This is a genomic window from Rhizobium anhuiense (assembly GCF_003985145.1).
GTDB classification, from domain to species: Bacteria; Pseudomonadota; Alphaproteobacteria; order Rhizobiales; family Rhizobiaceae; genus Rhizobium; species Rhizobium anhuiense.
The window spans coordinates 293,922-320,421 of record NZ_ML133525.1; the positions used below are offsets into that span (position 1 = coordinate 293,922).

Here is a 26,500-nt window from a genome sequence, read left to right on the forward strand (position 1 = left end):
GCACCTCAGTTTGGAGAAAATTATGACGGAACGCCCTTTTTCCATTTCGGGAGAGTTGACGGAGGCCGGACATCGCCTCGTCCAGCGGGTCTATTATGAAGATACGGACTTCTCCGGCCTGGTCTATCACGCCCGTTACCTGCATTTCCTGGAGCGCGGCCGCACCGATTATCTGCGCTGCCTCGGCGTCGAGCAGCGCGAGCTGGTCAGCGCCGACGAGGAGGGCCTCGTCTTCGTCGTCCACCGCATGGAGATCGACTTCAAGAGCCCGGCGCGCATGGATGATGTGCTGACGGTCCTGACGCACACGGAAAAGGCCGGCGGCGCCAAGATGGTGCTCAATCAGCAAATACGCTCCGGCGAGACGCTGCTGATCGTCGCCAAGGTGATTATCGCCGTCATCAACGCTCGGGGGCGCCCGAGGCGACTGCCGGAAACACTGGCGGCGAAATTCCTGGAAGGCAGCACGCCGCTATAGCCACGAATCGCCCAGATTTCAGGCTTGTCAAAACTTGAACTTTATGTGAAGGAATTCCCACGCCGCAGGATGAGCGCTCTTTCGGCAGCCGGACCTTGCTCCGGTCAAGTAATCCATGGACGAAAATCTTCCAAAACCAGGCTTACTGTCACAGTCCGGCACTAACGATCTATTAACCATAATAGTGTCTTACTGGGAAAGTCAGAGTTTGTGCGGTGCACGCCTTCCTTTGACCAAATTTGACGGCAAGAAGGCGGAAGATGAGCTTGGAAGTTTGACCAGGGCTTTGGGCGGCGGCCGCCGGAACACTTCTTGCGAGATCACTTTGTGCCGCCCGGTCTAGCACCGGGCGTTTGGATTCGGGGATTTTGGATCAATGGAACAAGTAGGATTGGCAGCAGCAACGGCGGACGTCAGCCTCTGGTCGCTTTTCATGCAGGCCGGCATCGTCGTCAAGCTCGTCATGCTCGGGCTCATCGCGGCCTCGGTGTGGACGTGGGCGATCGTCATCGACAAATACCTGGCTTATGGCCGCGCACGGCGCCAGTTCGACAAGTTCGAGCAGGTCTTCTGGTCGGGCCAATCGCTGGAAGAACTCTACCGCTCGCTGTCGGAGCGCAACAATACCGGGCTGGCTGCGATCTTCGTGGCGGCCATGCGCGAGTGGAAGAAATCCTTCGAACGCGGCGCCCGCTCGCCGATCGGCCTGCAGATGCGTATCGACCGCGCGATGGACGTGACGCTCGCCCGTGAGACCGAATATCTCGGCGCCCGCCTCGGATCGCTCGCGACCATCGGCTCGGCCGGTCCGTTCATCGGTCTCTTCGGCACGGTCGTCGGCATCATGACCTCGTTCCAGGCGATTGCCGGTTCGAAGTCGACCAACCTTGCGGTCGTCGCGCCCGGCATCGCCGAAGCGCTGCTTGCCACCGCCATCGGCCTCGTCGCCGCTATCCCGGCGGTTATCGCCTACAACAAGTTCTCTGCCGATGCCGGCAAGCTTTCGGGCCGCATGGAAGGTTTCGCGGATGAATTCTCCGCCATACTTTCGCGCCAGATCGACGAGAAGCTGCAGCCGCGCGCTGCCGCTCAGTAACCAACGGAGTATTCTGACATGGGTATGGCTGTTGGAGGCAATGGCGGCGGGGGCGGCGGACGCCGCCGTCGCGGCGGTCGGAACAGGGCCGTGATCTCCGAAATCAACGTGACGCCGCTCGTCGACGTCATGCTCGTGCTTCTAATCATCTTCATGGTCGCGGCACCGATGATGACCGTCGGCGTGCCGATCGACCTGCCGGAAACGCAGGCCAAGGCGCTGAATTCCGAGACGCAGCCGATCACCATCTCCGTCAAGAACGACGGCGAGGTGTTCCTGCAGGAAACGCCGATCCCGGCTGCGGAGATCGCTGCCAAGCTCGAGGCGATCGCCACCACCGGTTATAACGAACGTATCTTCGTGCGCGGCGACGCGACCGCGCCTTATGGCGTCATCGCCGACGTCATGGCCCGTATTCAGGGCGCAGGCTTCAAGAATATCGGCCTCGTGACGCAGCAGAAGAAGGACCAATAGCGCTCAAAATGAAGGCCAGTGTCATCACATCTGCTGTTTTGCATGGCCTGGTGCTCACCTGGGCGATGGTGTCGCTCAGTGCCCCGGAATCCTTCAAGGTGGAGGATTTCGAGGCTATGCCGGTCGATCTCGTGCCGGTGGAATCCATCACCCAGATGCAGCAGGGCGATAAGAAGGCTCCGAAGAAGGAGACTTCCGCGCCCGTGCCGACGACGCGGCCACCGATCGCACAGCCGGCCGAGAATGCCGGCGACAACAATGTCGACCTGAAGACGCCGCCGGTCCCGAATGCCAAGCCGAGCACCACCGAGGCTGCGGCAGCGAATTCGAGCGAAAAGCCGATGCCTAAGACCGATCCTGTCCCAAACGATGTCAAGGACATCGTCAAGGAGGAAACGGAAGTCGAGCAGCCGAAGGAGGTCGCCTCCATTCCGCCGCCGAAGCCGGTCGAAGTGACGCCGCCGAAGCCGGAAGAAAAGCCACCTGAGGAGCAGGCCAAGCCCGAGGAACCGCCGAAGCCGGATGCGGAAGCATTGCCGGACAATGTGCCGACCCCTGTTGCCAAGCCGCAGGTGAAGCCGCCGGAACCACAGAAACCCGCAGAAAAGCCACCGGAAAAGACCCAGGACCAGCCGAAGGCCGCCGAAATACCGACCGAAAAGAAGAAGTCGGATCAGAAGCAGGAGACGGCGAAATCCGCCTCATCGATGAAAAGCGATTTCAATGCCGACGAGGTTGCGGCGTTGCTGAACAAGACGGACCCTTCCGCCGGTGGCGCCAAGCGCTCGACGCAGGAGGCATCGCTCGGTGCGAAGAAGAGCAATGGTGGCTCCAAGCTATCTTTGAGCGAGATGGATGCGCTGAAGAGCGCCATCGCTGGCAACTGGTCGGTTATTCCTGGCATGGAAGGCATGAGCGACGTACGCATTAAGGTGCATATGAAGCTTGATCAGGACGGCAATATCGTCGGCGAACCCGACGTAGAGGCGGTCGGTGGTGACAATGAATCCACTCGACGGGCGCTGGCCGGGGGGGCCTATCGCGCCATCATGAAATCGGCACCCTTCTCGTCGCTTCCGAAAGACAAATATGATGCCTGGAACGAAGTCGTGGTCAACTTCGATCCCAGCGATCTAGGAATTTAAATGCTGAAAGGCCTTTACTCCATGAACAAGTTTTCCTTCATCCGCGCTATTGCGGTCGCTGCTGGTCTCATGACCATTGCGGCGTTCGCCTCGCCTGCAAATGCTCTCGTCGAAATCAACATCAACAAGGGCAATGTGCAGCCGCTGCCGATTGCGGTGACTGACTTCCTTCAGGGCGACATGGGTGCGCAGGTCTCGCAGGTCATCGCCGCAGATCTTCAGCGTTCCGGGTTGTTTGCACCGATCAGCAAGACGGCCTTTATCGAGAAGATCTCCAATCCGGATGCGTCGCCGCGCTTCGAAGACTGGAAGGTCATCAATGCCCAGGCGCTGGTGACTGGCCGCGTTACCCAGGAAGCCGATGGTCGCCTTCGTGCCGAATTCCGTCTCTGGGACACGTTTGCCGGGCAGCAGATGACCGGGCAGCAGTTTTACACCCAGCCGGAGAACTGGCGCCGCGTGGCCCATATCATTGCCGATGCGATCTACAAGCAGATCACCGGCGAGGAAGGTTATTTCGACACCCGCGTCGTCTTCGTTTCCGAATCCGGCACCAAGCAGCAGCGCAAGCGCCAGCTGGCGATCATGGATCAGGACGGGTTCAACGTGCGCATGTTGACCGATGGCAGTGATCTCGTGCTGACGCCGCGCTTCTCGCCGAACCGGCAGGAAGTCACCTACATGTCCTTTGCCAACCAGCAGCCGCGGGTCTATCTGCTGCAGCTCGAGACCGGGCAGCGCGAGGTCGTCGGCAATTTCCCCGGCATGACCTTCTCGCCGCGTTTTTCGCCGGATGGCCAGAAGGTGATCATGAGCCTGCAGCAGGAAGGCAATTCCAACATCTACACGATGGACCTGCGCTCGCGCACGACGACGCGGTTGACCTCGACGGCTGCGATCGACACCTCGCCCTCCTATTCGCCCGACGGTGCCCGTGTCAGCTTCGAAAGCGACCGCGGCGGGAAGCCGCAGATCTACGTGATGAATGCCGACGGCTCCGGCCAGACGCGCATTTCCTTCGGCGATGGTTCCTATTCGACGCCGGTCTGGTCGCCGCGCGGCGATCTGATCGCCTTCACCAAGCAGGCCGGCGGCAAGTTCTCGATCGGCGTGATGAAGCCGGACGGCTCGGGCGAGCGCATCCTGACGACGGGCTTCCACAATGAGGGCCCGACCTGGGCGCCAAACGGCCGCGTTTTGATGTTCTTCCGCCAGGCGGCGGGGTCCGGCGGCCCGCAGCTCTATTCGATCGATCTGACCGGTTACAACGAGCAGTTGGTCAAGACGCCGACCTACGGTTCAGACCCGGCCTGGTCGCCGCTTCTGGAGTAGGCGATGTGGTGCTGCCTTCATGTCGCCTCAAAGTCATGGAAACCGGGCGACTACGGGACAAATCAGTAAATCGTTAACCATAATCTTTGAGGGGCGGTTAACCGAGTGCGGTTACTGTCCGGAAACCCTGATGAAATCGCAAGGAGACCGGCCATGAGCCGAATTCATACCCCGGCAATGAGCCGCATGCAGAATTTCGCCCGCAACCCCGTCATGATCGCGCTTATCGCCGGCCTCGCGCTCGCAAGCTGCGCCAAGAAGCCGCCGAACAGCGCCGGCGACCTCGGCCTCGGCACCGGTGCTGGTGGGGCTGCAACGCCGGGCTCTGCCCAGGACTTCACGGTCAATGTCGGCGACCGCATCTTCTTCGACACCGACTCCTCGTCGATCCGCGCCGATGCTTCGCAGACGCTCGACCGTCAGGCCCAGTGGCTTGCCCGCTACCCGAACTACCAGATCACCGTTGAAGGCCATGCTGACGAACGCGGCACGCGCGAATACAACCTCGCGCTCGGCGCCCGCCGTGCGGCTGCCGCCAAGGATTACCTCGCTTCGCGCGGCGTCCCGGCGCAGCGCCTGAAGACGATCTCTTACGGCAAGGAACGTCCGGTCGCCGTCTGCGACGACATTTCCTGCTGGTCGCAGAACCGCCGCGCGGTTACCGTGCTTGGCGGCGCCGGTATGTAATTCCGGCAACATTCGCTTTTTCGACGGGCGGTCCCATCAGGGGCCGCCTTTTCTTTTTGACCACACTTTGGCCAGACTCCGTTGCTTTTTGAAAGCAATTGGAAAAATCTCCTGTTCGTGCCATCGAGGTGCGAAGAATCACTGGGACAGGACGATACATATGAAGAAACTTGTCGTGGCAGGCATGCTGTGCCTCGCGGCTGTGACCGGGAGCGAACGAGCGGCCTATTCCGCTTCGTTTTTCGGGCTGCATCTTGGCGGCCGATCCGCGGAAAACCAGGCGGCGCCACCTGTTGTCAAGGTGCAGAGCGGCGACGCGGAGGTCCGTGTGCAGCAGCTCGAAGAGCAACTGCGGCAGCTGAACGGCCGGATCGAAGAGATGAGCTTTCAGCTTCTGCAGATGCAGGAGACGATCCGCAAGCAGCAGGAAGACAATGAATTCCGATTCCAGCAGCTGGAAAAGACGGGCGGCGGCGGTGCCGCCAAGGCTCCGGTCAAGAAGAGTGAGACCGATGTCGCGCCGGCTGCTTCCGGCGGCGACGACATCGCCAGGGTGATTCAAGCACCGCAGGGAGCCGAAACGGCTCCCTCCACCAACGTACCCGCCAATACCGGCCTCGGCCAGCCACCGAAGGAGCTCGGCTCGATCGAGTTCGATCAGAACGGCAATCCGATCGGCGGAAGCGTGGATGGAAATGCCACCATCGGCTCCGGCCCGATTCCCGATGCCAATCCCGGGACGCCGCAGCAGACCGCCTCGCTCGGCAGCGAGGCCGATCAGTACAAGGCGGCCTATGGCCACGTGTTATCGGGCGATTACAGCACGGCCGAGCAGGAATTCACGCAGTACATCACCCGCTACCCAAGCAGCGCGCGGGCGGCGGACGCCAATTTCTGGCTCGGCGAAGCGCTCTATTCGCAGGGCAAGTACAATGAGGCGGCCAAGACTTTCCTCAATGCGCACCAGAAATACGGCACATCCGAAAAGGCGCCGGAAATGCTGTTGAAGCTCGGCATGTCGCTCGCCGCCCTCGACAATACCGAGACGGCATGCGCCACACTGCGCGAAGTCTCGAAGCGTTATCCCAAGGCCTCGCGTGCGGTCATAAGCAAGGTTGCGAGCGAACAGAAGCGCCTCGCCTGCTAAGGTCTTCCGGCATGTCTCCGGAAGCCTCATCGCCGCAACAGGCGATCCTCCAGTTTCTCACCTCGCTTCAAAGCCCCGCGCGCATCCTTGTCGCGATCTCGGGCGGCAGCGATTCCACCGGCCTGCTTTTTCTTCTCGATGAAGCCGTAAAGGCCGCGCCCGATCTCAAGATTTCCCTTTGCGCCGCGACCGTCGATCATGCGTTGCGCGCCGGCTCCGCAGACGAGGCGCGCGAGGTCGCTGACCTCTGCGCATCGCTCGGCATTCCTCACACCATCCTGATCTGGCAGGGCGACAAGCCCAAAACCGGCATCATGGCTGCGGCCCGCGAGGCTCGTTATGACCTGCTGGCAGCCGCCGCCCAAAATTTCAAAGCCGATCTCATCGTCACCGGCCATACCTTCGACGACCAGCGCGAAACGTTTGCCATGCGGGGTCTGCGCTCCGAACAAGTTTCAACCGGCATCGCGGATGCGGTGCTGTTCGACCGTCATATCTGGATCATGCGGCCGCTGCTCGGCAGTCGGCGGGCAGATATCCGCGCTTATCTGAAGACACGTGGCATTTCCTGGCTCGACGATCCGAGCAACGAGGATGTGACCTATGAGCGGGTGCGCATGCGCCAGCGGCTCGCGGAGGAGGTGGCTTCCAAGGCAGGGGCGGAGACCGAAGGGCAACGTCTTTTGCTCGCGGCAGATGCAGCCGCTTGGCTCGATCTGCATTTCCGGCTGCATGGCGGTATGCTTGGTCATATCTCTCCCGACGGCCTGAGGGCCGAAGCAGCTGTATTGAATTACGCGCTTGGCCGTCTTGCCGCCGTTTTCGGCGGCCGGGATTTTCCACCGGGCGGCAAGCAGATGGACGGCATTCTCGCCTTTATCGCAGCGGCCAAGGCAGGGCGGATGACGGCGGGCAGGGTGGTGTTCGATCTCAGACGTAGCGGGCTCTATCTCGCCCGCGAAAGCCGCGGCATCCTCCCGCTGTCATTGCAGCCGGGTGAGCGCAGCGTCTGGGATGGACGTTTCGAGGTTGTGAACAATTCCCCGTTCGGCGTCAGGATCGAGGCGGCCGGGATGAATGCAGGACCGGGTGCGGCTGGGTCACCAAAGCGTGAAGAAGAGTGTTCCGCAACCACAGAGTCCCGCCGATCGGGTTCCTGCTACGAGCACAGCAATGCGGCGAGAAGGGACGATACCCTACCAAAAGCGGCATTGAAGCGTGCAACTGCTGCGTTGCCGGTCGTTTTGCCAATGGCTGGCATTGTTTTTTCCGACGATTTGGCCGGCCGGGTGCGCCTCACGCCTTATTCCGCGCCGTTCGACCGCTTTTTGACACGATTTGATTTCATCTTTGCCAACAGGCTTTCGGCGGTTTTCGCGACGGCGCCCTATGCGAGGCTGCCTTTAAGAAGTATTGACGGAAAAACCATCTGACATGGGGCGTCGCCTTGGCAACGGCACGGCGCAACCCTATGTTAGAAACGAATAAGACGGTCGCCATGAGGCGGCTGTTCCAGTGCTGGGGAGTTCAATGAACCCTAACTTACGTAATTTCGCCTTGTGGGCGATCATCGCGCTTCTGCTGATCGCCCTTTTCAGTATGTTTCAGACGGCGCCGGCGCAGACGGGCTCCCGCGAAATCCCTTATTCGCAGTTTCTGCGTGAGGTCGATGCGGGCCGCGTGAAGGAAGTCGTGGTCACGGGCAACCGTGTCTCCGGAAGCTATGTTGAAAATGGCACCACCTTCCAGACCTATTCGCCTGTGATCGACGACAGCCTGCTCGATCGCCTGCAGTCGAAGAACGTCCTGGTTTCCGCCCGTCCTGAAACGGACGGCTCTTCGGGTTTCCTCAGCTATCTCGGCACGCTTTTGCCGATGCTTCTGATTCTCGGCGTCTGGCTGTTCTTCATGCGGCAGATGCAGGGCGGCTCGCGCGGCGCGATGGGCTTTGGCAAGTCCAAGGCCAAGCTTTTGACCGAAGCGCATGGCCGCGTGACTTTCGAAGACGTCGCCGGTGTCGACGAGGCCAAGCAGGATCTCGAGGAAATCGTCGAATTCCTGCGTGATCCGCAGAAGTTCCAGCGTCTCGGCGGCAAGATTCCGCGCGGCGTGCTGCTCGTCGGCCCTCCGGGTACCGGCAAGACACTGCTCGCCCGCTCGGTCGCCGGCGAAGCCAACGTGCCCTTCTTCACCATTTCGGGCTCCGACTTCGTCGAAATGTTCGTCGGCGTCGGTGCAAGCCGCGTGCGCGATATGTTCGAGCAGGCCAAGAAGAATGCTCCCTGCATCATCTTCATCGACGAAATCGATGCCGTCGGCCGCCATCGCGGCGCCGGTCTCGGCGGCGGCAACGATGAACGCGAGCAGACGCTGAACCAGTTGCTGGTTGAGATGGATGGCTTCGAGGCGAATGAGGGCGTGATCCTGATCGCCGCCACAAACCGTCCCGACGTGCTCGATCCGGCGCTGCTGCGTCCCGGCCGTTTCGACCGTCAGGTCGTGGTGCCGAACCCCGACATCGTCGGCCGCGAGCGTATCCTCAAGGTGCATGCTCGCAACGTTCCGCTGGCGCCGAATGTCGATCTCAAGGTTCTCGCCCGCGGCACGCCCGGTTTCTCCGGCGCCGACCTGATGAACCTCGTCAACGAAGCCGCCCTCATGGCCGCCCGCCGCAACAAGCGCGTCGTCACCATGCAGGAATTCGAAGACGCCAAGGACAAGATCATGATGGGCGCCGAGCGCCGTTCTTCGGCGATGACCGAGGCGGAAAAGAAGCTCACCGCTTACCATGAGGCTGGACACGCCATTACCGCGCTCAATGTCGCCGTCGCCGATCCGCTGCACAAGGCGACGATCATTCCGCGCGGCCGTGCGCTCGGCATGGTCATGCAGCTTCCCGAGGGCGATCGCTACTCGATGAGCTACAAGTGGATGGTTTCGCGCCTCTGCATCATGATGGGCGGCCGCGTCGCCGAGGAGCTCACCTTCGGCAAGGAGAACATCACTTCGGGTGCCTCCTCCGACATCGAGCAGGCGACCAAGCTTGCCCGCGCCATGGTCACGCAGTGGGGCTTCTCCGATCAGCTCGGTCAGGTCGCCTATGGCGAGAACCAGCAGGAAGTCTTCCTCGGCCACTCGGTTTCGCAGTCGAAGAATGTTTCGGAAGCAACCGCGCAGAAGATCGACAATGAAGTGCGCCGCCTGATCGACGAAGCCTATACGCAGGCCCGCACGATCCTGACGGAAAAGCACGACGAATTCGTCGCCCTTGCTGAAGGTCTGCTCGAATACGAGACCCTGACCGGCGAAGAGATCAAGGCGTTGATCCGCGGCGAGAAGCCTTCCCGCGATCTCGGCGATGATTCGCCGCCAAGCCGCGGCTCGGCCGTTCCGAAGGCCGGCGCCCGGCCCGCCACCAAGGGTGACGAGCCGGAAGGCGGTCTCGAACCGCAGCCGCATTAACTGCGTCGACCAACTCGAACAAGGCCGGATTTCCGAAGTGGGAGATCCGGCCTTTTCTATTGGTAACGGGATATAATCATTTTTCTTGCTAATTTACGTGCCGATCGCCGCATTTTGTGGCATTCCGCTGAATTGAGGCAAGCATGAATCACGCTCCTGAATTGACGAGATCTCACTGAAGCCGGATTCGCTTGGAAGAATGCGCTGCCTTGAATGGCGCGCCGAGAGCACAGGAGTGCAGATGAAAAGACGCTATTTCGGTACGGATGGCATTCGCGGCCAATCCAACGTCTTCCCGATGACGCCGGATCTCGCCATGCGGGTCGGCATCGCCGCCGGCACGATCTTCCGCCGCGGCAACCACCGCCACCGCGTCGTCATCGGCAAGGATACGCGCCTTTCCGGCTATATGCTTGAGAATGCCATGGTCGCAGGCTTTACCGCCGCAGGCCTCGATGCCTTTATTCTCGGCCCGATCCCGACGCCTGCCGTCGCCATGCTGACGCGCTCGCTGCGCTGCGATATCGGTGTGATGATTTCGGCCTCGCACAATCCGTACGAGGATAACGGCATCAAGCTCTTTGGCCCCGATGGTTATAAGCTTTCCGACGATATCGAGGCCGAGATCGAGGATCTGCTCGAAAAGGATCTCAACGCGCAGCTTGCCAAATCCGACGATATCGGCCGCGCCAAGCGCGTCGACGGCGTGCATGACCGCTATATCGAACATGCCAAGCGCACCTTGCCGCGTGATGTGACGCTGCAGGGTTTGAGGATTGCGATCGACTGCGCCAATGGCGCCGCCTATAAGGTGGCGCCCGCCGTGCTCTGGGAGCTCGGTGCTGACGTCGTCACCATCGGCAACGAGCCGAACGGCACCAATATCAATCTCAATTGCGGCTCCACCAGCCCCGTCGCGCTGCAGAAGAAGGTGGACGAGGTTCGTGCCGATATCGGTATCGCCCTCGACGGCGATGCGGATCGCGTCATCATCATCGACGAAAACGGTTCGATCGTCGACGGCGATCAGCTCATGGCGGTCATCGCCGAGAGCTGGGCCGAGAGCCAGCAGTTGCGCGGCAATGGCATCGTCGCCACCGTGATGTCCAACCTCGGCCTCGAGCGCTTCCTCGACGACCGCGGCATGGCGCTTGCCCGCACGAAAGTCGGCGACCGCTATGTCGTCGAGCATATGCGCCAGAATAATTACAATGTCGGCGGCGAGCAGTCCGGTCATATCGTGCTGTCGGATTACGGCACGACCGGTGACGGTCTCGTCGCTGCTCTGCAGATCCTAGCCGCGGTCAAGCGCACCGGCCGAACTGTGAGTGAAGTCTGCCGCCGTTTCGAGCCGGTGCCGCAGCTCCTGCGCAATGTCCGCATCAGCGGCGGCAAGCCGCTGGAGGATATCCAGGTGCAGAAGGCGATCGCCGATGCCGAAGCCGAGCTTGCCAGGAACGGCCGCCTCGTCATCCGCCCCTCGGGCACTGAGCCGTTGATCCGTGTCATGGCCGAGGGCGACGACCGTGCCCAGATCGAACGCATCGTCAACGAGCTGATCGGCACGATCTCGAACGTCCGGACTGCCGCCTGATAAAATGCGGAAAGAATAACGAAAAAGCCGGTGCGTCAGCGCCGGCTTTTTCGTTATGCATGCCCGCTATCGTGAGCCGGTTACTGGCAAGCCGCTCCCCACGATCCAAACTGATCTATGCTCGGGCCGCCGTAATGCCTCGGCATCAAAGTAAATAATCGTGGTTAAGTAGCTTTTAACGTTTCCCATTCATTATCCATCCGAAGCGTATCAGATTGGCAGCGACTGAGCCTGCCGACGCAACGGGATTTTGGAGTGGGATCCATGAAAAGAAGCTTGTCCGGCATTTTCGCCGCATTGTTGATCGCGACAAACGCCTATTCCGCGGACCTCGCCCCTGCCGAGCCGATCCCGGAGCAGCCGCCCGAGGTGGCGGTCAGCGAAGCGACGGGCTGGTACTTGCGCGGCGATGTCGGTTATGCCTTCACCGATCTGCGTGGCGCCCGCTATTTCCAGGGCAGCAATGCGACGGAGGTCGATTTCGACCGTGCCGACCTGGACGACGCATGGACGGTCGGCGGTGGTGTCGGTTATCAGATCAACAGCTATCTGCGCACCGACCTGACCTTCGACTATCTCACGCAGGCGGATTTCCACGGTTCGACGGTCGGACAGTGCGGCTTCCCGCTGGTGGATTGCACCTCGAGCGACCGCTCCTCGCTGACCGCCTACACATTGCTCGCCAACGCTTACGTTGATCTCGGCACCTACGGCTATGTCACGCCTTATGTCGGCGCCGGTATCGGCGGTTCCTACGTCAAGTGGAAGAACCTGCGCAACGTTGCCTGCGCCGATGACGGCAGCTTCTGCGACGACGAGGTTACCCATGGCGGCAAGGGCAACTGGCGCTTCACCTACGCGCTCATGGCCGGCGCCTCGATCGACGTCACCTGCAACATCAAGGCCGATGTCGGTTACCGTTACCTGCATATCGACGGCGGCAACATGTTCGGCTATTCGGACAATGGCGGCCCGGGCCGTGACAAGGGCCTCAGCGCCCATGAAGCCCGCGTCGGCGCCCGTTATCTCTTCGGCGGATGCGCCCAGGCGAGCTATGAGCCGCCGCCGGAAATTCCGCTGCAGCAGCCGGTCTACAAATAAGTCTGGTCCAGCCACCAGATCAAAAGCCGCCCTCGCTCCGGGCGGCTTTTTCATTTTGCCACCTCTCCTGCGTCAAAATATCCTCCCTCTGCGACACTTCCATCTTGACTATGACGCGTCCGATCCATACACACGGCGGCGGGACACCCTTCCCCAACGAAGGGCTTTCTATCTGAGAGGATAGCATCATGGCGAAGACCGCAAAGCCGGACATCCGTCCGCACAATACTCATTTTTCTTCTGGCCCTTGCTCGAAGCGCCCCGGTTGGTCGCTCGAAGCCCTTTCCGACGCGGCCCTTGGCCGTTCGCACCGCGCGAAGGTCGGCAAGACCAAGCTGAAGCAGGCCATCGACCTTACCCGTGAAATTCTCGAAGTGCCGGCAGATTATCGTATCGGCATCGTCCCGGCTTCCGATACCGGCGCCGTCGAAATGGCGCTCTGGTCGCTGCTCGGCGAACGCGGCGTCGATATGCTCGCCTGGGAAAGCTTCGGCGCCGGCTGGGTCACCGATGTCGTCAAGCAGTTGAAGCTCAAGGACGTGCGCAAGCTCGAAGCCGGTTACGGCGAGCTTCCCGATCTCGCGACCGTCGATTTCGACCGCGACGTGGTCTTCACCTGGAACGGCACCACCTCGGGCGTGCGCGTGCCGAACGCCGATTTCATTCCTGCCGACCGCAAGGGCCTGACGATCTGCGACGCCACCTCGGCGGCTTTCGCCCAGGAACTCGATTTCGCCAAGCTCGACGTCGTCACCTTCTCCTGGCAGAAGGTTCTGGGCGGCGAGGGCGCACACGGCGTCATCATTCTTTCGCCGCGCGCAGTCGAGCGCCTCGTCACCTACACGCCGGCCTGGCCGCTGCCGAAGATCTTCCGCATGACCTCGGGCGGCAAGCTGACGGAAGGCATCTTCCAGGGCGAGACGATCAACACGCCGTCGATGCTCTGCGTCGAGGACTATATCGATGCGCTCGTCTGGGCCAAGGGGCTCGGCGGTCTTAAGGCGCTGATTGCGCGCGCCGATGCCAATGCCAAGGTCATCCACGATTTCGTCGCGGCAAACGACTGGATCGCCAATCTCGCCGTCAAGGCGGAAACCGCCTCCAACACCTCCGTCTGCCTGAAGATCGTCGACAAGGACATCGCAGCCCTCGATGACGACGGCCAGGCGAATTTCGCCAAGGGTCTGGTCGGCCTCCTGGAAAAGGAAGGCGTCGCTTTCGATGTCGGCCATTACCGCGACGCGCCGTCCGGCCTGCGCATCTGGGCCGGCGCCACGATCGAGGCATCCGACATGCAGAAGCTCATGCCATGGCTTTCCTGGGCCTTCGAAACCCAGAAGGCACAGCTCGCTCAGGCCGCCGCCTGAGGTGATCGCATCCGGCTCCGCCACAAGGCGGCGGAGCCCAGCATTTCTGATTTCATTCATCGCTGAACACTTTTGAAGGAGGCCCTCATGGCACCTCGCGTTCTCGTATCCGACGAATTGTCGGAAACCGCCGTCCAGATCTTTCGCGACCGCGGCGTCGAAGTCGATTTCGAACCGCAGCTCGGCAAGGACAAGGACCGTCTGCTCGAAGTCATCGGCAATTATGATGGCCTGGCTATCCGCTCCGCCACCAAGGTGACGGAAAAGATCATCGAAGGGGCGAAAAACCTCAAGGTGGTCGGCCGCGCCGGTATCGGCGTCGACAATGTCGATATCCCGGCCGCCTCGCGCCGCGGCATCATCGTCATGAACACGCCCTTCGGCAACTCGATCACGACAGCCGAACACGCGATTGCGCTGATGTTCGCCGTCGCCCGCCAGCTTCCGGCCGCCGATACCTCGACGCAGGCCGGCAAGTGGGAGAAGTCGAAGTTCATGGGTGTCGAGATCACCGGCAAGACGCTCGGCGTCATCGGCGCCGGCAATATCGGCTCGATCGTCTGCGCGCGCGCCATCGGCCTGAAGATGCACGTCGTCGCCTACGACCCGTTCCTTTCCAAGGAGCGCGCCGAGGAGATGGGCGTCACCAAGGTCGAGCTGGAAGAGCTTTTCGCCCGCGCCGATTTCATCACGCTGCATGTGCCGATGACCGACAAGACGCGCGGCATCCTCAACAAGGAAGCACTGGCAAAGACCAAGCCCGGCGTGCGCATCATCAACTGCGCCCGCGGCGGCCTGGTCGATGAGGCAGCGCTTGCCGAAGCGATCAAGTCGGGGCATGTCGCGGGTGCCGCCTTCGACGTGTTCGAGGTCGAGCCCGCCAAGGAAAGTCCGCTCTTCGGCCTGCCGAACGTCGTCTGCACGCCGCATCTCGGCGCCTCAACGACCGAAGCGCAGGAGAACGTCGCTCTGCAGGTGGCCGAACAGATGGCCGATTACCTCGTCAATGGTGCGGTCTCCAACGCCATCAACATGCCGTCGATCACGGCTGAGGAAGCGCCGATCCTGAAGCCCTTCATCCGCCTTGCCGACGTTCTCGGCGCCTTTGTCGGCCAGGTCACCGAAGAGCCGATCAAGGAAATCGAAATCCTTTATGACGGCATCACCGCCAACATGAACACGCGGGCGCTGACGAGTGCCGTGCTCGCCGGCCTCATCCGGCCGCAGGTCGCCGACGTCAACATGGTTTCGGCGCCGATCATGGTCAAGGAAAAGGGTGTCGTGCTGTCCGAGGTCAAGCGCGACAAGACGGGTGTATTCGACGGTTACATCAAGCTGACGGTGACGACCGAAAGCATGACGCGCTCGGTCGCCGGCACGGTGTTTTCGGATGGCAAGCCGCGCTTCATCCAGATCAAGGGTATCAACCTCGATGCCGATGTCGGCTCGCACATGATCTATATCACCAATACCGACGTCCCAGGCATGATCGGCTTCATTGGCACGACGCTCGGAGCGGCCGGCGTCAACATCGCCAACTTCCAGCTCGGTCGTGACAAGCAGGGCGGCGACGCCATTGCGCTGCTCTATGTCGACGGCGAGGTTGACGACGCCGTGCTTGCGCAGCTGACGGCCCATCAGGCGATCCGCCAGGCAAAGCTGCTCACTTTCAACATCGACTGAGTTTCCTCCTCGGGATCTCGATCCGGCAAGAATGACAACAAAAACCCGGCGCGGGAAACGGCGCCGGGTTTTTGTTGTGTCGGAATCGAATGGATCTCAGTGCGGCCGGCGTTTTCGGCGGACGATCTTGCCGAAACGAGCGATATCGTCTTCAGCCTTCGTGCGGTGAAGGAAGGCAAGCCGGCTGCCGTCCAGACCCTCGTAGAATTCGTCCCAGGAAATCTCTTCCTGCGTTTCAGAGGAAAAATCGACGCGAACGGTTTCGCTATCCGCTGCGTTCTTGATACGGGCGGGATGGCCGCCACGCGCCTCGATCCAATGCCTAATCCTGCTGTAATCCGTCGTCGTGCCGAACCTGCCCATGAAACCCTCCTCAGCAATGCGACATCGATGACCCCGAACGCACGATCGACGCAATTGTTCCGGGGCATCCAAATTATTTTATTGAAGATGAGGCAGAGCGCCGTTTGCTCGTTTCACAGGCGGAAGCCTAAAGTTTAGGCCGAGTATGATTCTGATTTTATTTAACTTTTCTCAGTATACCCTGGCATCGGCATCAACCGCGCGTGAATTTCCATGGCCCCTTTGCAGAAGACCGAGCAGATCGAGGCACTGAACGATGACTTCCGGTCATTGTTTGCAACGCACCCATCCCCGATGTGGGTCTATGATCCGGTATCGCTGCGGTTTCTCAGCGTCAACGAAGCGGCGGTAGCCCTTTACGGCTATGGCGCGGACGAATACCGGCGCATGACGGTTCTGGATATCCGCCCCCAGCATGAGCGGGAACGGATGATCGAGGCCGTCAACGGCCGTACCGACATGGAAAAGGCGGAGCGCTGGCTTCATCTCAAGGCGAACGGCGAGACCTTCGAGGTGCTGACCTATGGCCGTGAAGTGCGTTTCGAGGGACGGGCGGCGATCCTGGCAATCGTGCAGGACCGCACCGAGGTCAACGCCGCCAGGCGCCAGATGAGCGATGCACGCTCGCTTCTCGACAGCATTGTCGACAATCTGCCGGTCGGGGTCTTCGTCAAGGACATGGAAGCGGACGGGCTTTACATTCTCTTCAACGAGGCCTGCGGCGACATCGTTGGCATGAAGGCGCGGGATGTGGCCGGCCGAACCGACCGGGCGCTGTTTGCCGCCGGCCAGACAGACGCTTTCCGTGAGCAGGATCGCCGGGCCTTCGAAGCCAAGAGGACGATCAGCTTCGAAGAGACGATGCTGCGTCCCGACGGAGCGCAACGCATCCTGCGCACCGTCAAGCGCGTCCTGCCGGCGCCGGAGGGCCATGCGCCGCGCTATCTGCTTGGCATTTCGCAGGATGTCACGGAGGAGCGTGCCATCGAGGCAAAGCTTGCCCATCTTGCTATGCATGATGCCCTGACCGGCTTACCGAACCGGGCAGCATTTTCTGAACATATCGATAAGCGCGTGGCCGAAGCGACCACAGAGAGCCCGATCGCGCTGCTCTATATCGACATCGATCATTTCAAGCATATCAACGACAGCAAGGGGCATGCCGCCGGCGACGCTCTGCTTTGCCAGGTGTCGGAGCGTCTGCTGCAATTGGCGGAGGAGGGCGATCTCGTCGCCCGTCTCGGCGGCGATGAGTTCGCCATCGTGCTCGAACTCGGCGAGCCTGAGCGGGTCGGGCGTTTTGCACAGCGGTTGCTGCAGACGCTTAGCCATGCCTTCGATCTCGACGGCGCCCGGGAGCATGCCACCTGCAGCATCGGCATCGCCTTGGCGCCGGATCATGCCGGCGACGCGGATGTGCTGATGCGCCATGCGGATCTGGCGCTCTATGCCGCCAAGGAGAGTGGGCGCTCGACCTATCGCTTTTACGAGACGGAGATGCGGCTTGCCGCCGAGCGGCGGCATGTGATGACCGCAGAGCTGTGGGAGGCGCTGGAGAAGCGCCAGTTCGAGCTGCATTACCAGCCGATCGTGCAGCTAGACAATGACGGCATCGCCGGCTTCGAGGCGCTGATCCGCTGGCGCCATCCCAAGCGCGGCCTGGTGGCGCCGATGGATTTCATTCCGCTCGCCGAGGAGACCGGCCTCATCGTACCGATCGGCGACTGGGTGATCCGGGAAGCCTGTCGTGCCGCCGCCGGCTGGCCCGCCCATCTCAGGATCGCTGTCAATCTCTCCGTCAGCCAGTTCCGGCATGCGAGCCTGCTTTCGACCGTAGTCGCGGCGCTCAACGAAACGGGGCTGAATGCCGACCGGCTTGAGATCGAAATCACCGAATCCGTCTTCCTGACCGATGCCGACCAAAGCCTGCCGCTGCTGCGGGCACTGAAGGAGCTTGGGATCCGCATCGCCATCGACGATTTCGGTACGGGTTATTCGTCGCTGAGCTATCTCAGGGCTTTCCCCTTCGACAAGATCAAGCTCGATCGCAGCTTCGTTTCAGGCATCGAGACGGATGCCGGCAATCTTGCCATCGTGCGCGCCGTCGTCGGTATCGGTTCCGGTTTCAACGCAACGACGCTGGCCGAGGGGATCGAGACCGAAGAGCAGTTGCAGAAGCTGCGCGCTGAAGGTTTCCGCGAGGTGCAGGGCTATCTGCTTGGCCGGCCGATGCCGCAGCACGAGGCAGAGGTGCTGATCCACGGCCACGCGCTGAAGGCCGCTTCCTCACGCGGGTGACAAACGGCGGTGCTTGCGCGGGAGCTGGGTTCAGCCGTCCGAGGAGCAGGCATGCCGCTTGAGACCATCAAGCATTCGTTATTTTGAGAACGGCGGCCGAACCGGCATAATTCTCGTGGGCTGGAAGGAGGATGTATATGAAACGCTATTCATTCTCGATGATCGGACTGGCGCTCGTGACTGCCATCATCGTCAATCCGGGTATCGCATTCGCCTGCAACAAGCTGATCGGCACCTGAGCCGCACCCCCCGCTTCCGAGGCGCGGTTTCGGCTGCGCCTTCTTTTCCACGCGAATTCGAAACTATCGGGCGTCCGAAGGCCCGCCCCTTGCGTCCAGGGACAATCCTTTCTATATCGGTCCCTCATCGAGAGACGGCGGCCGATCCCGCCGGAGATCAGCAAATCCGCCGCAATTGCAGCGCAAGGGCGGATCGTGACCCAAGCAGAATTGGCATCATCGTTGAACACACTGGATTTTGATAAGAAGCCGGAAGAGACCCGCGTCGTCGTCGCCATGTCGGGCGGCGTCGATTCATCCGTCGTCGCCGGCCTTCTCAAACAGCAGGGTTACGATGTGCTCGGCATCACGCTGCAGCTTTACGATCATGGCGCCGCCGTTCATCGCGCCGGCTCCTGCTGCGCCGGCCAGGATATCGACGATGCGCGCCGCGTCTGCGAAACGCTCGGCATCCCGCATTATGTGCTCGATTACGAAAAGCGTTTTCGCGAGACGGTAATCAATCCCTTCGCCGAAAGCTATGTGGCGGGCGAAACGCCGATCCCCTGCGTGTCCTGCAACCAGACCGTCAAATTCGCCGATCTGCTGGCGACCGCCAAGGAGCTCGGCGCCGATGCGCTGGCGACCGGCCACTATATCCGCTCGGGCCCGAACCCTTCGCCGGAGAATCCCGGCCGCCGCGCGCTGTTCCGCCCGGCCGATGCCGACCGCGATCAGAGCTATTTCCTCTTCGCCACGACGCAGGAACAGATCGACTATCTGCGCTTTCCCTTGGGCGGCCTGCCGAAGGCCGAGACCCGCAGGCTTGCCGAAGAAATGGGCCTCGTCGTCGCCAAGAAGGCCGACAGCCAGGACATCTGCTTCGTGCCGCAGGGCAAATATTCCGACATCATCACCAAGCTGAAGCCGAATGCGGCGCTGGCCGGTGAGATCGTCCATCTCGATGGCCGGGTGCTCGGGACCCATGAGGGTATCCTGCATTTCACCATCGGTCAGCGCCGCGGCATCGGCATCGCCACCGGCGAGCCGCTCTATGTCGTCTTTCTCGACGCCCGTTCGCGCCGCGTCATCGTCGGGCCGAAAGAGGCTCTGGAAACGCACCGCGTTTACCTGCGCGATGTCAACTGGCTGGGCGACGAGACGCTTGCGGAAGCCGCTTCCGGCGACGGCTTTGCCTGCTACGCCAAAGTCCGCTCGACGAGGGCGCCGGCACCTGCCGTGCTGCATGTCGATGCGACCGGCACCTATGTCGACCTGACGGTCGGCGAGGCAGGCATCGCGCCCGGCCAGGCCTGCGCGCTTTATTCCGCCCCCGGCGACAACGCCCGCGTCTTCGGCGGCGGCTTCATCGAGCGCTCCGAGCGCGAACCGTCGGCGGAAGCTTCGCTGAAGGCCCTTTTGGCCGGCCCCGTCGCCGCCTGAAAGCCAGAGGAAACGGCGCCCTATAAAGCCCACCGTTTTTCTCGATCATGCGCTTGACACAAAGCCGAAGCGCACCTTATAAGCCGCTCATCCCACGAACCGGCATCGCTTCGCGAGCGGGTATCGTTGACCAGTGGCGGAGTAGCTCAGTAGGTCAGAGCAGAGGAATCATAATCCTTGTGTCGGGGGTTCAAATCCCTCCTCCGCTACCATCTCCTTATTGCAGAAATAGCGATTTATGCGGCTCGATTTTGAGCCGGTTCCGAAGGCCGTGGTAGCACGTTGGTAGCAGCGCCAGATGTCGCGGCGAGGGGAAAACCAGTTGCCCCTGGTCTGCAGCCGCCAACGCCGAGGACAGACCTATCTGTAAAGCGTCAAAAGCAATACAGGCATCTTCGTCGCCCAAAAATGGGATGCGACAGCGATAATAATAGCCCATACGGCAAGCGAGAACATGACCGCCGCTAACCTGATCCCGACTGGCTGCATCAATTCCTCCATCCCAGCATAACCGTGCCTCCTCGCACGATCCTATGCTAGCAAGACGCAACTCGGTCAGCTATCGCAAGATATTGGTATCAAATAACGACAGCAGAGAGCGCTTGGCGAAGATGCAAAGATGTCGGCGATACGATGCCTTTTTCCCCATCCGTCAAACGATGAAATGGAAGTTGTCGTATTGCGCACCATAATAATCCGGGCCGCTCGTTTCGGTGATCACGGGTTCGGTGTCGAGTATGAGGTAGTCGATCGGGCCGTAGGCGCTGAGATCGATCATTTGCGGGTCATGAATGCTGTCGGCGGTGACGTTGACCGTGACCAAGAATACGGTATCGCCGTTCAACTTGCCTTCGATCGTTAGAACGTTGTCATAGTCCGATGTGCCGTTTGCGACACTGAATTGCTCGATCTGAAAGTCACCGCCATCGGCGGCTTGGATGGGTGTCCAGAACACGCCTCCTCCCAGATAGTGGTTGCCATCCGCTTCCTCCCGCACAGTCGCGTCGTCACCATCGTACCAGGCGCCCCAATCGAAACCTTTATAGCCTGTAGGGAAGTCGTGTTTGCCGACATCCTCGAAGTTAACGAAGACGTCGCCGCGTTCCGGCAGGTCGACCGCGATATTGAGCAGGCCGAAGTCGGTGGCGCCTTTGCCATCCGAGATCTTGAAATTGAACTGGTCGGCGAGTTGATCTCCTGGGCCGAGCGCGGCCACGATCGGGTTGGAGTGATCGAGTTCGTACGTGTAGTTGCCGTTGGAATAGACGGTCAGCGTGCCGTATTTTCCCTCGATTGTCGTCGTCGTGGCGGGTCCATCCGGATCGGCCGGTTGCGGAATTCGCTGTCCATTCACGAAGTTGAGGCGCACCCGATCTCCATCGGCATCGGTGGAACTGGTGTTGTCCAGGATGTTGCCGTCGATCGGGTTGTCGATGTTGAAAATAGGCTGGTACACGTCACCTGCGACCGGCTTGTGGTTTGCCATTTCTATCCCCCCGTTTGATCTGCTGTTCCAGTGTGCAACTTTATCGAGTGTGTTGACAACAGAAATCGATGAAGCATCGGATAAATCAACCGGCTATTGCTCCAGCTTCCAAGTAAAAAAGGCACAATCGACGCAGATTCTGCCTATGATCCAAGCTTTTACGCCTGTCTCGCGCTGCTGCTGCCTTGTCGATCAGAGCATTTCCCGCCTCTTCAGACGATTACCATTTTCGCCGGCACAAGACGTTCCAGGCAGTATAATAGTGGCAGGCCAACGATGACGTCATAATGACGATATACTGGATGAATTCCTCTGTCTGTCCGGCGCAACGGTGAAGACAGGACGAGGGATTGATCGGCCGCTCCGGCCGTGCGTCAATGCAGGCCGCCGACCCCGAGCAGGCTCTCGACAGCCTCGTGATCGCTGGTGAGGCGCTCCGGCGTTCCCGCCCAGGCCAGTCGCCCTCGTTCGAGAATGACGACCTGATCGGCGAAATCGAGCGCGCTCTGGATACGCTGTTCGACCAGGAGGATCGTCATGTCTCCCGTCTTGGCGAGTTCGGCAAAGGCAGCCATCAATTCCTCGCAGATAACGGGGGCGAGGCCCTCCAGCGGTTCGTCGAGCAACAGGACGGAGGGGCGGCCGAGAATGGTGCGGGCCGTCGAGAGCATCTGCTGCTCGCCGCCCGAGAGTTGGCTGCCGAGGTTGCGGCGGCGCTCCTTCAGACGCGGGAACATGGCATAGGCTTCCTCCAGCGCCGTCCTCGGCCGCGTCTTCAAGCCGACGAAAAGGTTCTCTTCGACCGTCAGCGTCGGGAAGACGCAGCGCGTCTGCGGCACATATCCCAGGCCCTTATGCGCCCGTGTCGCGCTGGCTGCCGTGGTGACATCCGAACCGCCGAGGCGGATGCTGCCCTCGTAGCGCTTGGTCTGGCCGGCAAGCGTTGCCAAGAACGTGGTCTTGCCCATGCCGTTGCGGCCGAGCACGGCCAGCCGTGCGCCCGCCGGCACGGAGAGAGAAATGCCTTCGAGCACTCTCGTCGGCCCATATCCCGCCGACAGATTTTCGACCTCAAGCGATATGGCTGGCATTGGCATAGCTCCCGAGATAGGCCTCGCGCACGCGCGCATCCTTGGTGACGTCTTCAGGCAGGCCGTCGAAGATGATTGCGCCTGATGCAAGCACGATGACGCGTTTTGCAAAACGGAAGACGAGGTCCATGTCGTGTTCAATCATCAGCACGGCGAGATCGGCGGGCAGATCGGCAAGCGCCTGCTCGATGCGGCCGGTATCGCTCTGCGGCACGCCGGCTGCCGGCTCGTCGAGCAGCAGCACCTTCGGTCTCAGCGCCAGTGCCACGGCGATCTCGAGAAGCCGCTGCTGGCCATAGGCGATCTCGCTGACCTTGCGATGCATCAGCAAAGCCAATCCGAGCTTTCCCAAGAGATCGTCGACTTCCGCCATGACGTCAGGCATTCGCAGGAAATTTCCGAACATATGGCCGGTCTTTCCGTCGCGTTGGAGGACGGCAAGCCCCACATGCTCGGCTGGCGTCATCTCCTGGAAAAGCCGTGTCACCTGAAAGGAGCGGACAAGGCCGCGCTTGACCCTGCCGATCGCATCGACTTTCGTCACCCTTTCGCCGCCGAGGCGAACCTCGCCGGAATCGGGCGACAGATTGCCGGTCACGAGGTTGACGAAGGTGGTCTTGCCGGCGCCGTTCGGGCCGATCAATGCGATGCGATCGCCTGGCGACATTGCGAGCGATACATCGTTGGTGACGGCAAGGCCGCCGAAGGCTTTCCTGAGATTGGCGACTTCGAAGACGGGGCTCATGAGCGTTGCTCCGTGCGACGTCCAATGAAGGCCGCGGCTGTGCCATAGAGGCCTTTCGGCGCAAAGAGCACGACGGCGATCAGCAGCGCGCCGACCATCGTCAGCCAATGAAAGGGATTGGCGGCCGAGACATAATCTTCAAAGAGCATGAAGATGACAGTGCCGGAGAGCGCGCCGAAGAGAGAACCGGTGCCGCCGAGCACCAGCATGACAAGCGCTTCGGCAGATTGGGTGAAAGACAGGCTGTCCAGGCCGACGACCTGTGTCGAGATCGCATTCAAGGCGCCGCCGACACCGGCAACCGCGCCCGAGATTCCATACATCCTGATGAGAGCGGCCTTAGGCGAAGCGCCCATGGCGCGAACGCGCAGCGGGTCCTGCTTGATGGCGCGGCAGAGCATGCCGAAGGGTGAGCGGACCAGGAACCGCAGCAGCACGAAGACGATCAGCAGCAGCGCCATTCCGAAGAAGAAGGCGGTATGTCCGTAGAGGTCGAATTCGAAGAGGCCGAAGACCGGATCCGGCGCGATGCCGGAAAGCCCATCGCTGCCGCCTGTCCATGACGACGCCTTGTTGGCGAATTCATGGAAGAGGTTGATGAGCGCAATTGACAGCACGAGCTGCGGCAAGCCATGCGCACGCAGGATGATTGCGCCGCAGAAGAGCCCGGCAACCGCGCCGCCTGTTATGCCGGCCAACATCATCAGCAGTGGATCATTGATGCCGTAATGTGCCGACAGGATCCCGGCGGCATAGGCGCCGGAGCCGAAAAGTGCTGCATGGCCGAGCGTTGCGACGCCGCAATAACCGGTCACGAGATCGAGCGACAGGACGAGCAGCGCGATCGTGATCATCCGGGTCAGAAGGGCGAGATTATCGGGGAAGGCGAAATAGCCGATCGCGGCAAAGACTGCCATGACCGCTATTCCGGCGAGATCCCGGCCCATGGTGCCGCGCCGATGCTGGAGACGTCCGTTTTCGTTGTTGATCACAAGTGCCATCTCATTTCGCCCTTCCGGCAAGGCCGCGCGGGAAGACGCAGATGATCGCGATCACGGCGAGATAGAAGAAGAATTCGCCGAATTCAGGCATCAGATACCGCCCGGTCGTATCGATCGCGCCGAGCAACAGGCAGGCGATCAGCGCGCCCGGAATGGAACCCGCGCCGCCGACGGAGACGACGACCAGGAAGGTGACCATGTAGCGCAGCGCGTAATAGGGTTCGACCGGCAGGAGTTCGGCGCCGACCACGCCGCCGAACGCGGCAAGCCCGACGGCAACGGCAAAGCTCACCGCATAGATGATCTCGGTGCGCACGCCGAGTGCTGCAGCCATCGCCGCATCATCGACGGAGGCGCGCAGCTTGACGCCGAAGCTCGTCCTGTCGATCGCAAACCAGAGGGCGAGTGCAACGGCCAGGCCACAGAGGATGACAAAGAGCCGTTGAACGGGAATGGTGCGGAAGCCGAGATCGGCCGATCCTTGCAACGCAGCGGGCAGCGGTATGGTCTTCAGCGTCGGCCCCATCAGGTAGTTTGCGATGCCGATGATGCAGAAAGTGAGGCCGATCGTCATCAGCACCTGGGTCAGCTCGGGCGCGCCATAGATCCGGCGGTAGAGGAAACGCTCGACCGGGATTGCGACGATGATGGTGATCACAACGGCGGCGAGGACCGCCACGGCATAACCAAGGCCGAGGTCGCGGGCGACATAGGAGGCGATATAGCCCCCGATCATCGCGAAGGCGCCGTGAGCGAGGTTGACGACACGCATCAGCCCCATGGTGACGGAAAGGCCAATCGATATCACGAAGAGCACCATGCCGTAGGCAAAGGCATCGACGGCTATGCTGAAGACTGTCTGCATGGAACTACCTTGCTTCGATGCGACGGGCTTGGCGCGCCTTGACCGTTCCGGAGATCGGAAGCCTGCCCGGCAATCGCCAAACCCGTCGCAAATCAGGATGGCGTCGGTTACTTGGCCGCCGCCAGGCCTGGATCGCCCTGTTTCTCGAAGGTCTGGACTTCCTTGTTGATATAGGTCCCGTCATCGGCTTTGACGACTTCGCGCAGATAGATGTTCTGCGTGATGTGACGGCTTTCCGGATCGATCGAAACCGGGCCGCGTGGGCTTACCCAGGCAAGACCCTTGACCGCATCGACGGCCTTCTCGGCATCCTGCTTGCCGCCCGTCGCCTCGATCATCTTGTAGATCACATACATGCCGTCATAGGCGCTGACCGCGGGGAAGGAGAGTTCGGCCTTGTTGCCGATCGCTTTGGCAGCCGCCTCGACGAAAGCCTTGTTCTCAGGAGAGTCGTGCGACACCGCGTAGTGGAAGGTCGTCTGAATGCCGAGCGCGGCATCGCCCAGCGCCGGCAAGTCGGATTCCTGCGTCAGATCGCCCGGCGCGAAGAACTTGATGCCGGCGGCCTTCAGGCCATTGTCGTTGTACGCCTTGACGAAGCCGAGTGTCGTCGGCCCCGATGGCAGGAAGGCGAAGACGCCCTGCGCGCCGGAATCCTTGATGCGCTGCATGATCGGGCTGAAGTCGTTGGTCGCAAGCGGCATGCGGATTGCCTCGACCACCTGACCGCCGGCCTTTTCGAACCCCGCCTTGAAGGCATTCTCGGCGTCGATACCGGGGCCGTAATCGCTGACGACCGAAATCACCTTTTTGACGCCGGCGTCGAAGGCGACCTTGGCGATCGGCGTCGAGGTCTGCCAGGTGGTGAAGGAGGTGCGGACGACGAGCGGGCTCTTGGTGACGATCGCCGAGGTGGCGGCGTTCATGATGACCATCGGCACGTTGCCCTGCTTCAGGATCGGCGTCACTGCCATGGCATCGGGCGTGAAATAGAAGCCTGTGAGATATTGGACCTTCTCCTTGACGATCAGTTCCTGCGCCAGCGCCTTGGATTGGGCGGGATCGGCCTGCGGTACGTCGCGATAGACGATTTCGACCGTGTCGCTGCCGACCTTGTTGCCGTTGACCGCCATATAGGCGTCGATGCCGGCCTTGAAGTTCTTGCCCTGCAGCGCGAACGGACCGGAGAACGGGCCGATGACGCCGACCTTGATGGTCTCGGCATAGGCGCTCGTGCCTATGGCGATGGCCGCAACGGCGGCCAGAAACAGCTTCTTCATTCTCTCTCTCCCTTTTGGGCGCACTCCCGCGCCGTATCCGCCAACCTCTCAAAATTGAGCGTTAGCTTGTCATGCGAAATGGTGATGTAAAATGAAATAAATCCCGGAATTCATGTTCACACGGTTATGAACGGGAGCGGAAAC

The 26,500-nt window shown here is 61.1% G+C and carries 22 protein-coding genes and 1 tRNA gene; 16 read left to right on the top strand and 7 right to left on the bottom strand.

Annotated features, from left to right (window positions below; translation table 11 throughout):
* Nucleotides 1–22 precede the first annotated feature (22 nt).
* The 13 genes from ybgC (at nt 23) to serA (ending at nt 15,566) form a co-directional block, all read left to right on the top strand.
* Nucleotides 23–478 (top strand): tol-pal system-associated acyl-CoA thioesterase, encoded by a 456-nt coding sequence (gene ybgC / locus EEQ99_RS16655; protein WP_097543119.1) that lies wholly within the window; start codon nt 23–25, stop codon nt 476–478.
* A gap of 376 nt (nt 479–854) precedes the next feature.
* Nucleotides 855–1,574 carry a protein TolQ gene (tolQ, locus tag EEQ99_RS16660; RefSeq protein ID WP_047616526.1) on the top strand — a complete coding sequence of 240 codons (720 nt, stop codon included), beginning with the start codon at nt 855–857 and terminating at the stop codon, nt 1,572–1,574.
* Nucleotides 1,575–1,592: 18 nt separating this feature from the next.
* Nucleotides 1,593–2,048 (top strand): protein TolR, encoded by a 456-nt coding sequence (gene tolR / locus EEQ99_RS16665; RefSeq protein ID WP_003542730.1) that lies wholly within the window; start codon nt 1,593–1,595, stop codon nt 2,046–2,048.
* Nucleotides 2,049–2,056: 8 nt separating this feature from the next.
* A complete protein-coding gene (locus EEQ99_RS16670) occupies nt 2,057–3,193 on the top strand; it encodes a cell envelope integrity TolA family protein (protein ID WP_097543120.1) in 1,137 nt (378 codons plus the stop codon).
* 21 nt (nt 3,194–3,214) lie between these two features.
* Complete coding sequence (tolB, locus tag EEQ99_RS16675) at nt 3,215–4,525, top strand: Tol-Pal system beta propeller repeat protein TolB (RefSeq protein WP_063475381.1); 1,311 nt, start codon at nt 3,215–3,217, stop codon at nt 4,523–4,525.
* 153 nt (nt 4,526–4,678) lie between these two features.
* Nucleotides 4,679–5,212 carry a peptidoglycan-associated lipoprotein Pal gene (gene pal, locus EEQ99_RS16680; RefSeq protein ID WP_018243435.1) on the top strand — a complete coding sequence of 178 codons (534 nt, stop codon included), beginning with the start codon at nt 4,679–4,681 and terminating at the stop codon, nt 5,210–5,212.
* A 160-nt stretch (nt 5,213–5,372) separates the two neighbouring features.
* Complete coding sequence (gene ybgF / locus EEQ99_RS16685) at nt 5,373–6,359, top strand: tol-pal system protein YbgF (RefSeq protein ID WP_097543121.1); 987 nt, start codon at nt 5,373–5,375, stop codon at nt 6,357–6,359.
* A gap of 11 nt (nt 6,360–6,370) precedes the next feature.
* Entirely contained in the window at nt 6,371–7,792 is a 1,422-nt protein-coding gene (gene tilS, locus EEQ99_RS16690) for a tRNA lysidine(34) synthetase TilS (RefSeq protein ID WP_097543122.1), read from the top strand.
* Nucleotides 7,793–7,889: 97 nt separating this feature from the next.
* Entirely contained in the window at nt 7,890–9,821 is a 1,932-nt protein-coding gene (ftsH, locus tag EEQ99_RS16695) for an ATP-dependent zinc metalloprotease FtsH (RefSeq protein ID WP_047616537.1), read from the top strand.
* Nucleotides 9,822–10,062: 241 nt separating this feature from the next.
* Nucleotides 10,063–11,415: a phosphoglucosamine mutase gene (gene glmM, locus EEQ99_RS16700; protein ID WP_047616623.1), complete on the top strand. Its 1,353-nt coding sequence runs from the start codon at nt 10,063–10,065 to the stop codon at nt 11,413–11,415.
* Nucleotides 11,416–11,679: 264 nt separating this feature from the next.
* Nucleotides 11,680–12,516 (top strand): outer membrane protein, encoded by an 837-nt coding sequence (locus tag EEQ99_RS16705; RefSeq protein WP_047616539.1) that lies wholly within the window; start codon nt 11,680–11,682, stop codon nt 12,514–12,516.
* Nucleotides 12,517–12,704: 188 nt separating this feature from the next.
* Nucleotides 12,705–13,883 (top strand): phosphoserine transaminase, encoded by a 1,179-nt coding sequence (locus EEQ99_RS16715; protein WP_063475363.1) that lies wholly within the window; start codon nt 12,705–12,707, stop codon nt 13,881–13,883.
* Between the two features lie 87 nt (nt 13,884–13,970).
* Nucleotides 13,971–15,566 (top strand): phosphoglycerate dehydrogenase, encoded by a 1,596-nt coding sequence (serA, locus tag EEQ99_RS16720; RefSeq protein WP_047616543.1) that lies wholly within the window; start codon nt 13,971–13,973, stop codon nt 15,564–15,566.
* A gap of 96 nt (nt 15,567–15,662) precedes the next feature.
* Here serA and EEQ99_RS16725 read toward each other — a convergent pair whose 3' ends face one another.
* Nucleotides 15,663–15,929 carry a hypothetical protein gene (locus tag EEQ99_RS16725; RefSeq protein WP_047616545.1) on the bottom strand — a complete coding sequence of 89 codons (267 nt, stop codon included), beginning with the start codon at nt 15,927–15,929 and terminating at the stop codon, nt 15,663–15,665.
* 213 nt (nt 15,930–16,142) lie between these two features.
* Between EEQ99_RS16725 and EEQ99_RS16730 the strand changes: the two genes are divergently transcribed.
* From EEQ99_RS16730 to EEQ99_RS16740, 3 genes are all read left to right on the top strand, one after another.
* On the top strand, nt 16,143–18,227 hold the full coding sequence (locus tag EEQ99_RS16730) for a putative bifunctional diguanylate cyclase/phosphodiesterase (RefSeq protein ID WP_127430762.1): 2,085 nt from the start codon (nt 16,143–16,145) through the stop codon (nt 18,225–18,227).
* Nucleotides 18,228–18,688: 461 nt separating this feature from the next.
* Complete coding sequence (gene mnmA, locus EEQ99_RS16735) at nt 18,689–19,888, top strand: tRNA 2-thiouridine(34) synthase MnmA (protein ID WP_063475365.1); 1,200 nt, start codon at nt 18,689–18,691, stop codon at nt 19,886–19,888.
* A 135-nt stretch (nt 19,889–20,023) separates the two neighbouring features.
* Nucleotides 20,024–20,100 (top strand) — tRNA-Met (locus tag EEQ99_RS16740).
* 440 nt (nt 20,101–20,540) lie between these two features.
* On the opposite strand, the gene EEQ99_RS16745 is transcribed toward EEQ99_RS16740, so the two are convergent.
* The 6 genes from EEQ99_RS16745 to EEQ99_RS16770 all read right to left on the bottom strand — a co-directional run bounded on the left by EEQ99_RS16745 (nt 20,541) and on the right by EEQ99_RS16770 (nt 26,356).
* Nucleotides 20,541–21,374: a VCBS domain-containing protein gene (locus tag EEQ99_RS16745; RefSeq protein ID WP_047616551.1), complete on the bottom strand. Its 834-nt coding sequence runs from the start codon at nt 21,372–21,374 to the stop codon at nt 20,541–20,543.
* A 374-nt stretch (nt 21,375–21,748) separates the two neighbouring features.
* Nucleotides 21,749–22,465 carry an ABC transporter ATP-binding protein gene (locus EEQ99_RS16750; protein ID WP_097595158.1) on the bottom strand — a complete coding sequence of 239 codons (717 nt, stop codon included), beginning with the start codon at nt 22,463–22,465 and terminating at the stop codon, nt 21,749–21,751.
* Complete coding sequence (locus tag EEQ99_RS16755) at nt 22,446–23,210, bottom strand: ABC transporter ATP-binding protein (RefSeq protein WP_047616555.1); 765 nt, start codon at nt 23,208–23,210, stop codon at nt 22,446–22,448. Before EEQ99_RS16755 ends, EEQ99_RS16750 begins: the two co-directional genes overlap by 20 nt.
* Entirely contained in the window at nt 23,207–24,211 is a 1,005-nt protein-coding gene (locus tag EEQ99_RS16760) for a branched-chain amino acid ABC transporter permease (protein ID WP_127430763.1), read from the bottom strand. Before EEQ99_RS16760 ends, EEQ99_RS16755 begins: the two co-directional genes overlap by 4 nt.
* 1 nt (nt 24,212) lies before the next feature.
* Nucleotides 24,213–25,076, bottom strand: coding sequence for a branched-chain amino acid ABC transporter permease (locus EEQ99_RS16765; RefSeq protein WP_127430764.1), 864 nt, complete (start codon nt 25,074–25,076; stop codon nt 24,213–24,215).
* 107 nt (nt 25,077–25,183) lie between these two features.
* A complete protein-coding gene (locus EEQ99_RS16770; RefSeq protein ID WP_063475369.1) occupies nt 25,184–26,356 on the bottom strand; it encodes an ABC transporter substrate-binding protein in 1,173 nt (390 codons plus the stop codon).
* Nucleotides 26,357–26,500 lie beyond the last annotated feature (144 nt).

What these genes read in the sequence shown, in the direction of transcription:
- pal (WP_018243435.1), top strand. Translation starts at nt 4,679, where the DNA reads ATGAGCCGAATTCATACCCCGGCAATGAGCCGCATGCAGAATTTCGCC.
- EEQ99_RS16765 (WP_127430764.1), bottom strand. Translation starts at nt 25,076, where the DNA reads ATGCAGACAGTCTTCAGCATAGCCGTCGATGCCTTTGCCTACGGCATG.
- EEQ99_RS16755 (WP_047616555.1), bottom strand. Translation starts at nt 23,210, where the DNA reads ATGAGCCCCGTCTTCGAAGTCGCCAATCTCAGGAAAGCCTTCGGCGGC.
- EEQ99_RS16705 (WP_047616539.1), top strand. Translation starts at nt 11,680, where the DNA reads ATGAAAAGAAGCTTGTCCGGCATTTTCGCCGCATTGTTGATCGCGACA.
- tolB (WP_063475381.1), top strand. Translation starts at nt 3,215, where the DNA reads ATGAACAAGTTTTCCTTCATCCGCGCTATTGCGGTCGCTGCTGGTCTC.
- tolQ (WP_047616526.1), top strand. Translation starts at nt 855, where the DNA reads ATGGAACAAGTAGGATTGGCAGCAGCAACGGCGGACGTCAGCCTCTGG.
- ftsH (WP_047616537.1), top strand. Translation starts at nt 7,890, where the DNA reads ATGAACCCTAACTTACGTAATTTCGCCTTGTGGGCGATCATCGCGCTT.
- glmM (WP_047616623.1), top strand. Translation starts at nt 10,063, where the DNA reads ATGAAAAGACGCTATTTCGGTACGGATGGCATTCGCGGCCAATCCAAC.
- EEQ99_RS16760 (WP_127430763.1), bottom strand. Translation starts at nt 24,211, where the DNA reads ATGGCACTTGTGATCAACAACGAAAACGGACGTCTCCAGCATCGGCGC.
- EEQ99_RS16725 (WP_047616545.1), bottom strand. Translation starts at nt 15,929, where the DNA reads ATGGGCAGGTTCGGCACGACGACGGATTACAGCAGGATTAGGCATTGG.
- EEQ99_RS16715 (WP_063475363.1), top strand. Translation starts at nt 12,705, where the DNA reads ATGGCGAAGACCGCAAAGCCGGACATCCGTCCGCACAATACTCATTTT.
- EEQ99_RS16770 (WP_063475369.1), bottom strand. Translation starts at nt 26,356, where the DNA reads ATGAAGAAGCTGTTTCTGGCCGCCGTTGCGGCCATCGCCATAGGCACG.
- tolR (WP_003542730.1), top strand. Translation starts at nt 1,593, where the DNA reads ATGGGTATGGCTGTTGGAGGCAATGGCGGCGGGGGCGGCGGACGCCGC.
- EEQ99_RS16670 (WP_097543120.1), top strand. Translation starts at nt 2,057, where the DNA reads ATGAAGGCCAGTGTCATCACATCTGCTGTTTTGCATGGCCTGGTGCTC.
- EEQ99_RS16730 (WP_127430762.1), top strand. Translation starts at nt 16,143, where the DNA reads ATGGCCCCTTTGCAGAAGACCGAGCAGATCGAGGCACTGAACGATGAC.
- EEQ99_RS16750 (WP_097595158.1), bottom strand. Translation starts at nt 22,465, where the DNA reads ATGCCAGCCATATCGCTTGAGGTCGAAAATCTGTCGGCGGGATATGGG.
- ybgF (WP_097543121.1), top strand. Translation starts at nt 5,373, where the DNA reads ATGAAGAAACTTGTCGTGGCAGGCATGCTGTGCCTCGCGGCTGTGACC.
- tilS (WP_097543122.1), top strand. Translation starts at nt 6,371, where the DNA reads ATGTCTCCGGAAGCCTCATCGCCGCAACAGGCGATCCTCCAGTTTCTC.
- ybgC (WP_097543119.1), top strand. Translation starts at nt 23, where the DNA reads ATGACGGAACGCCCTTTTTCCATTTCGGGAGAGTTGACGGAGGCCGGA.
- serA (WP_047616543.1), top strand. Translation starts at nt 13,971, where the DNA reads ATGGCACCTCGCGTTCTCGTATCCGACGAATTGTCGGAAACCGCCGTC.
- EEQ99_RS16745 (WP_047616551.1), bottom strand. Translation starts at nt 21,374, where the DNA reads ATGGCAAACCACAAGCCGGTCGCAGGTGACGTGTACCAGCCTATTTTC.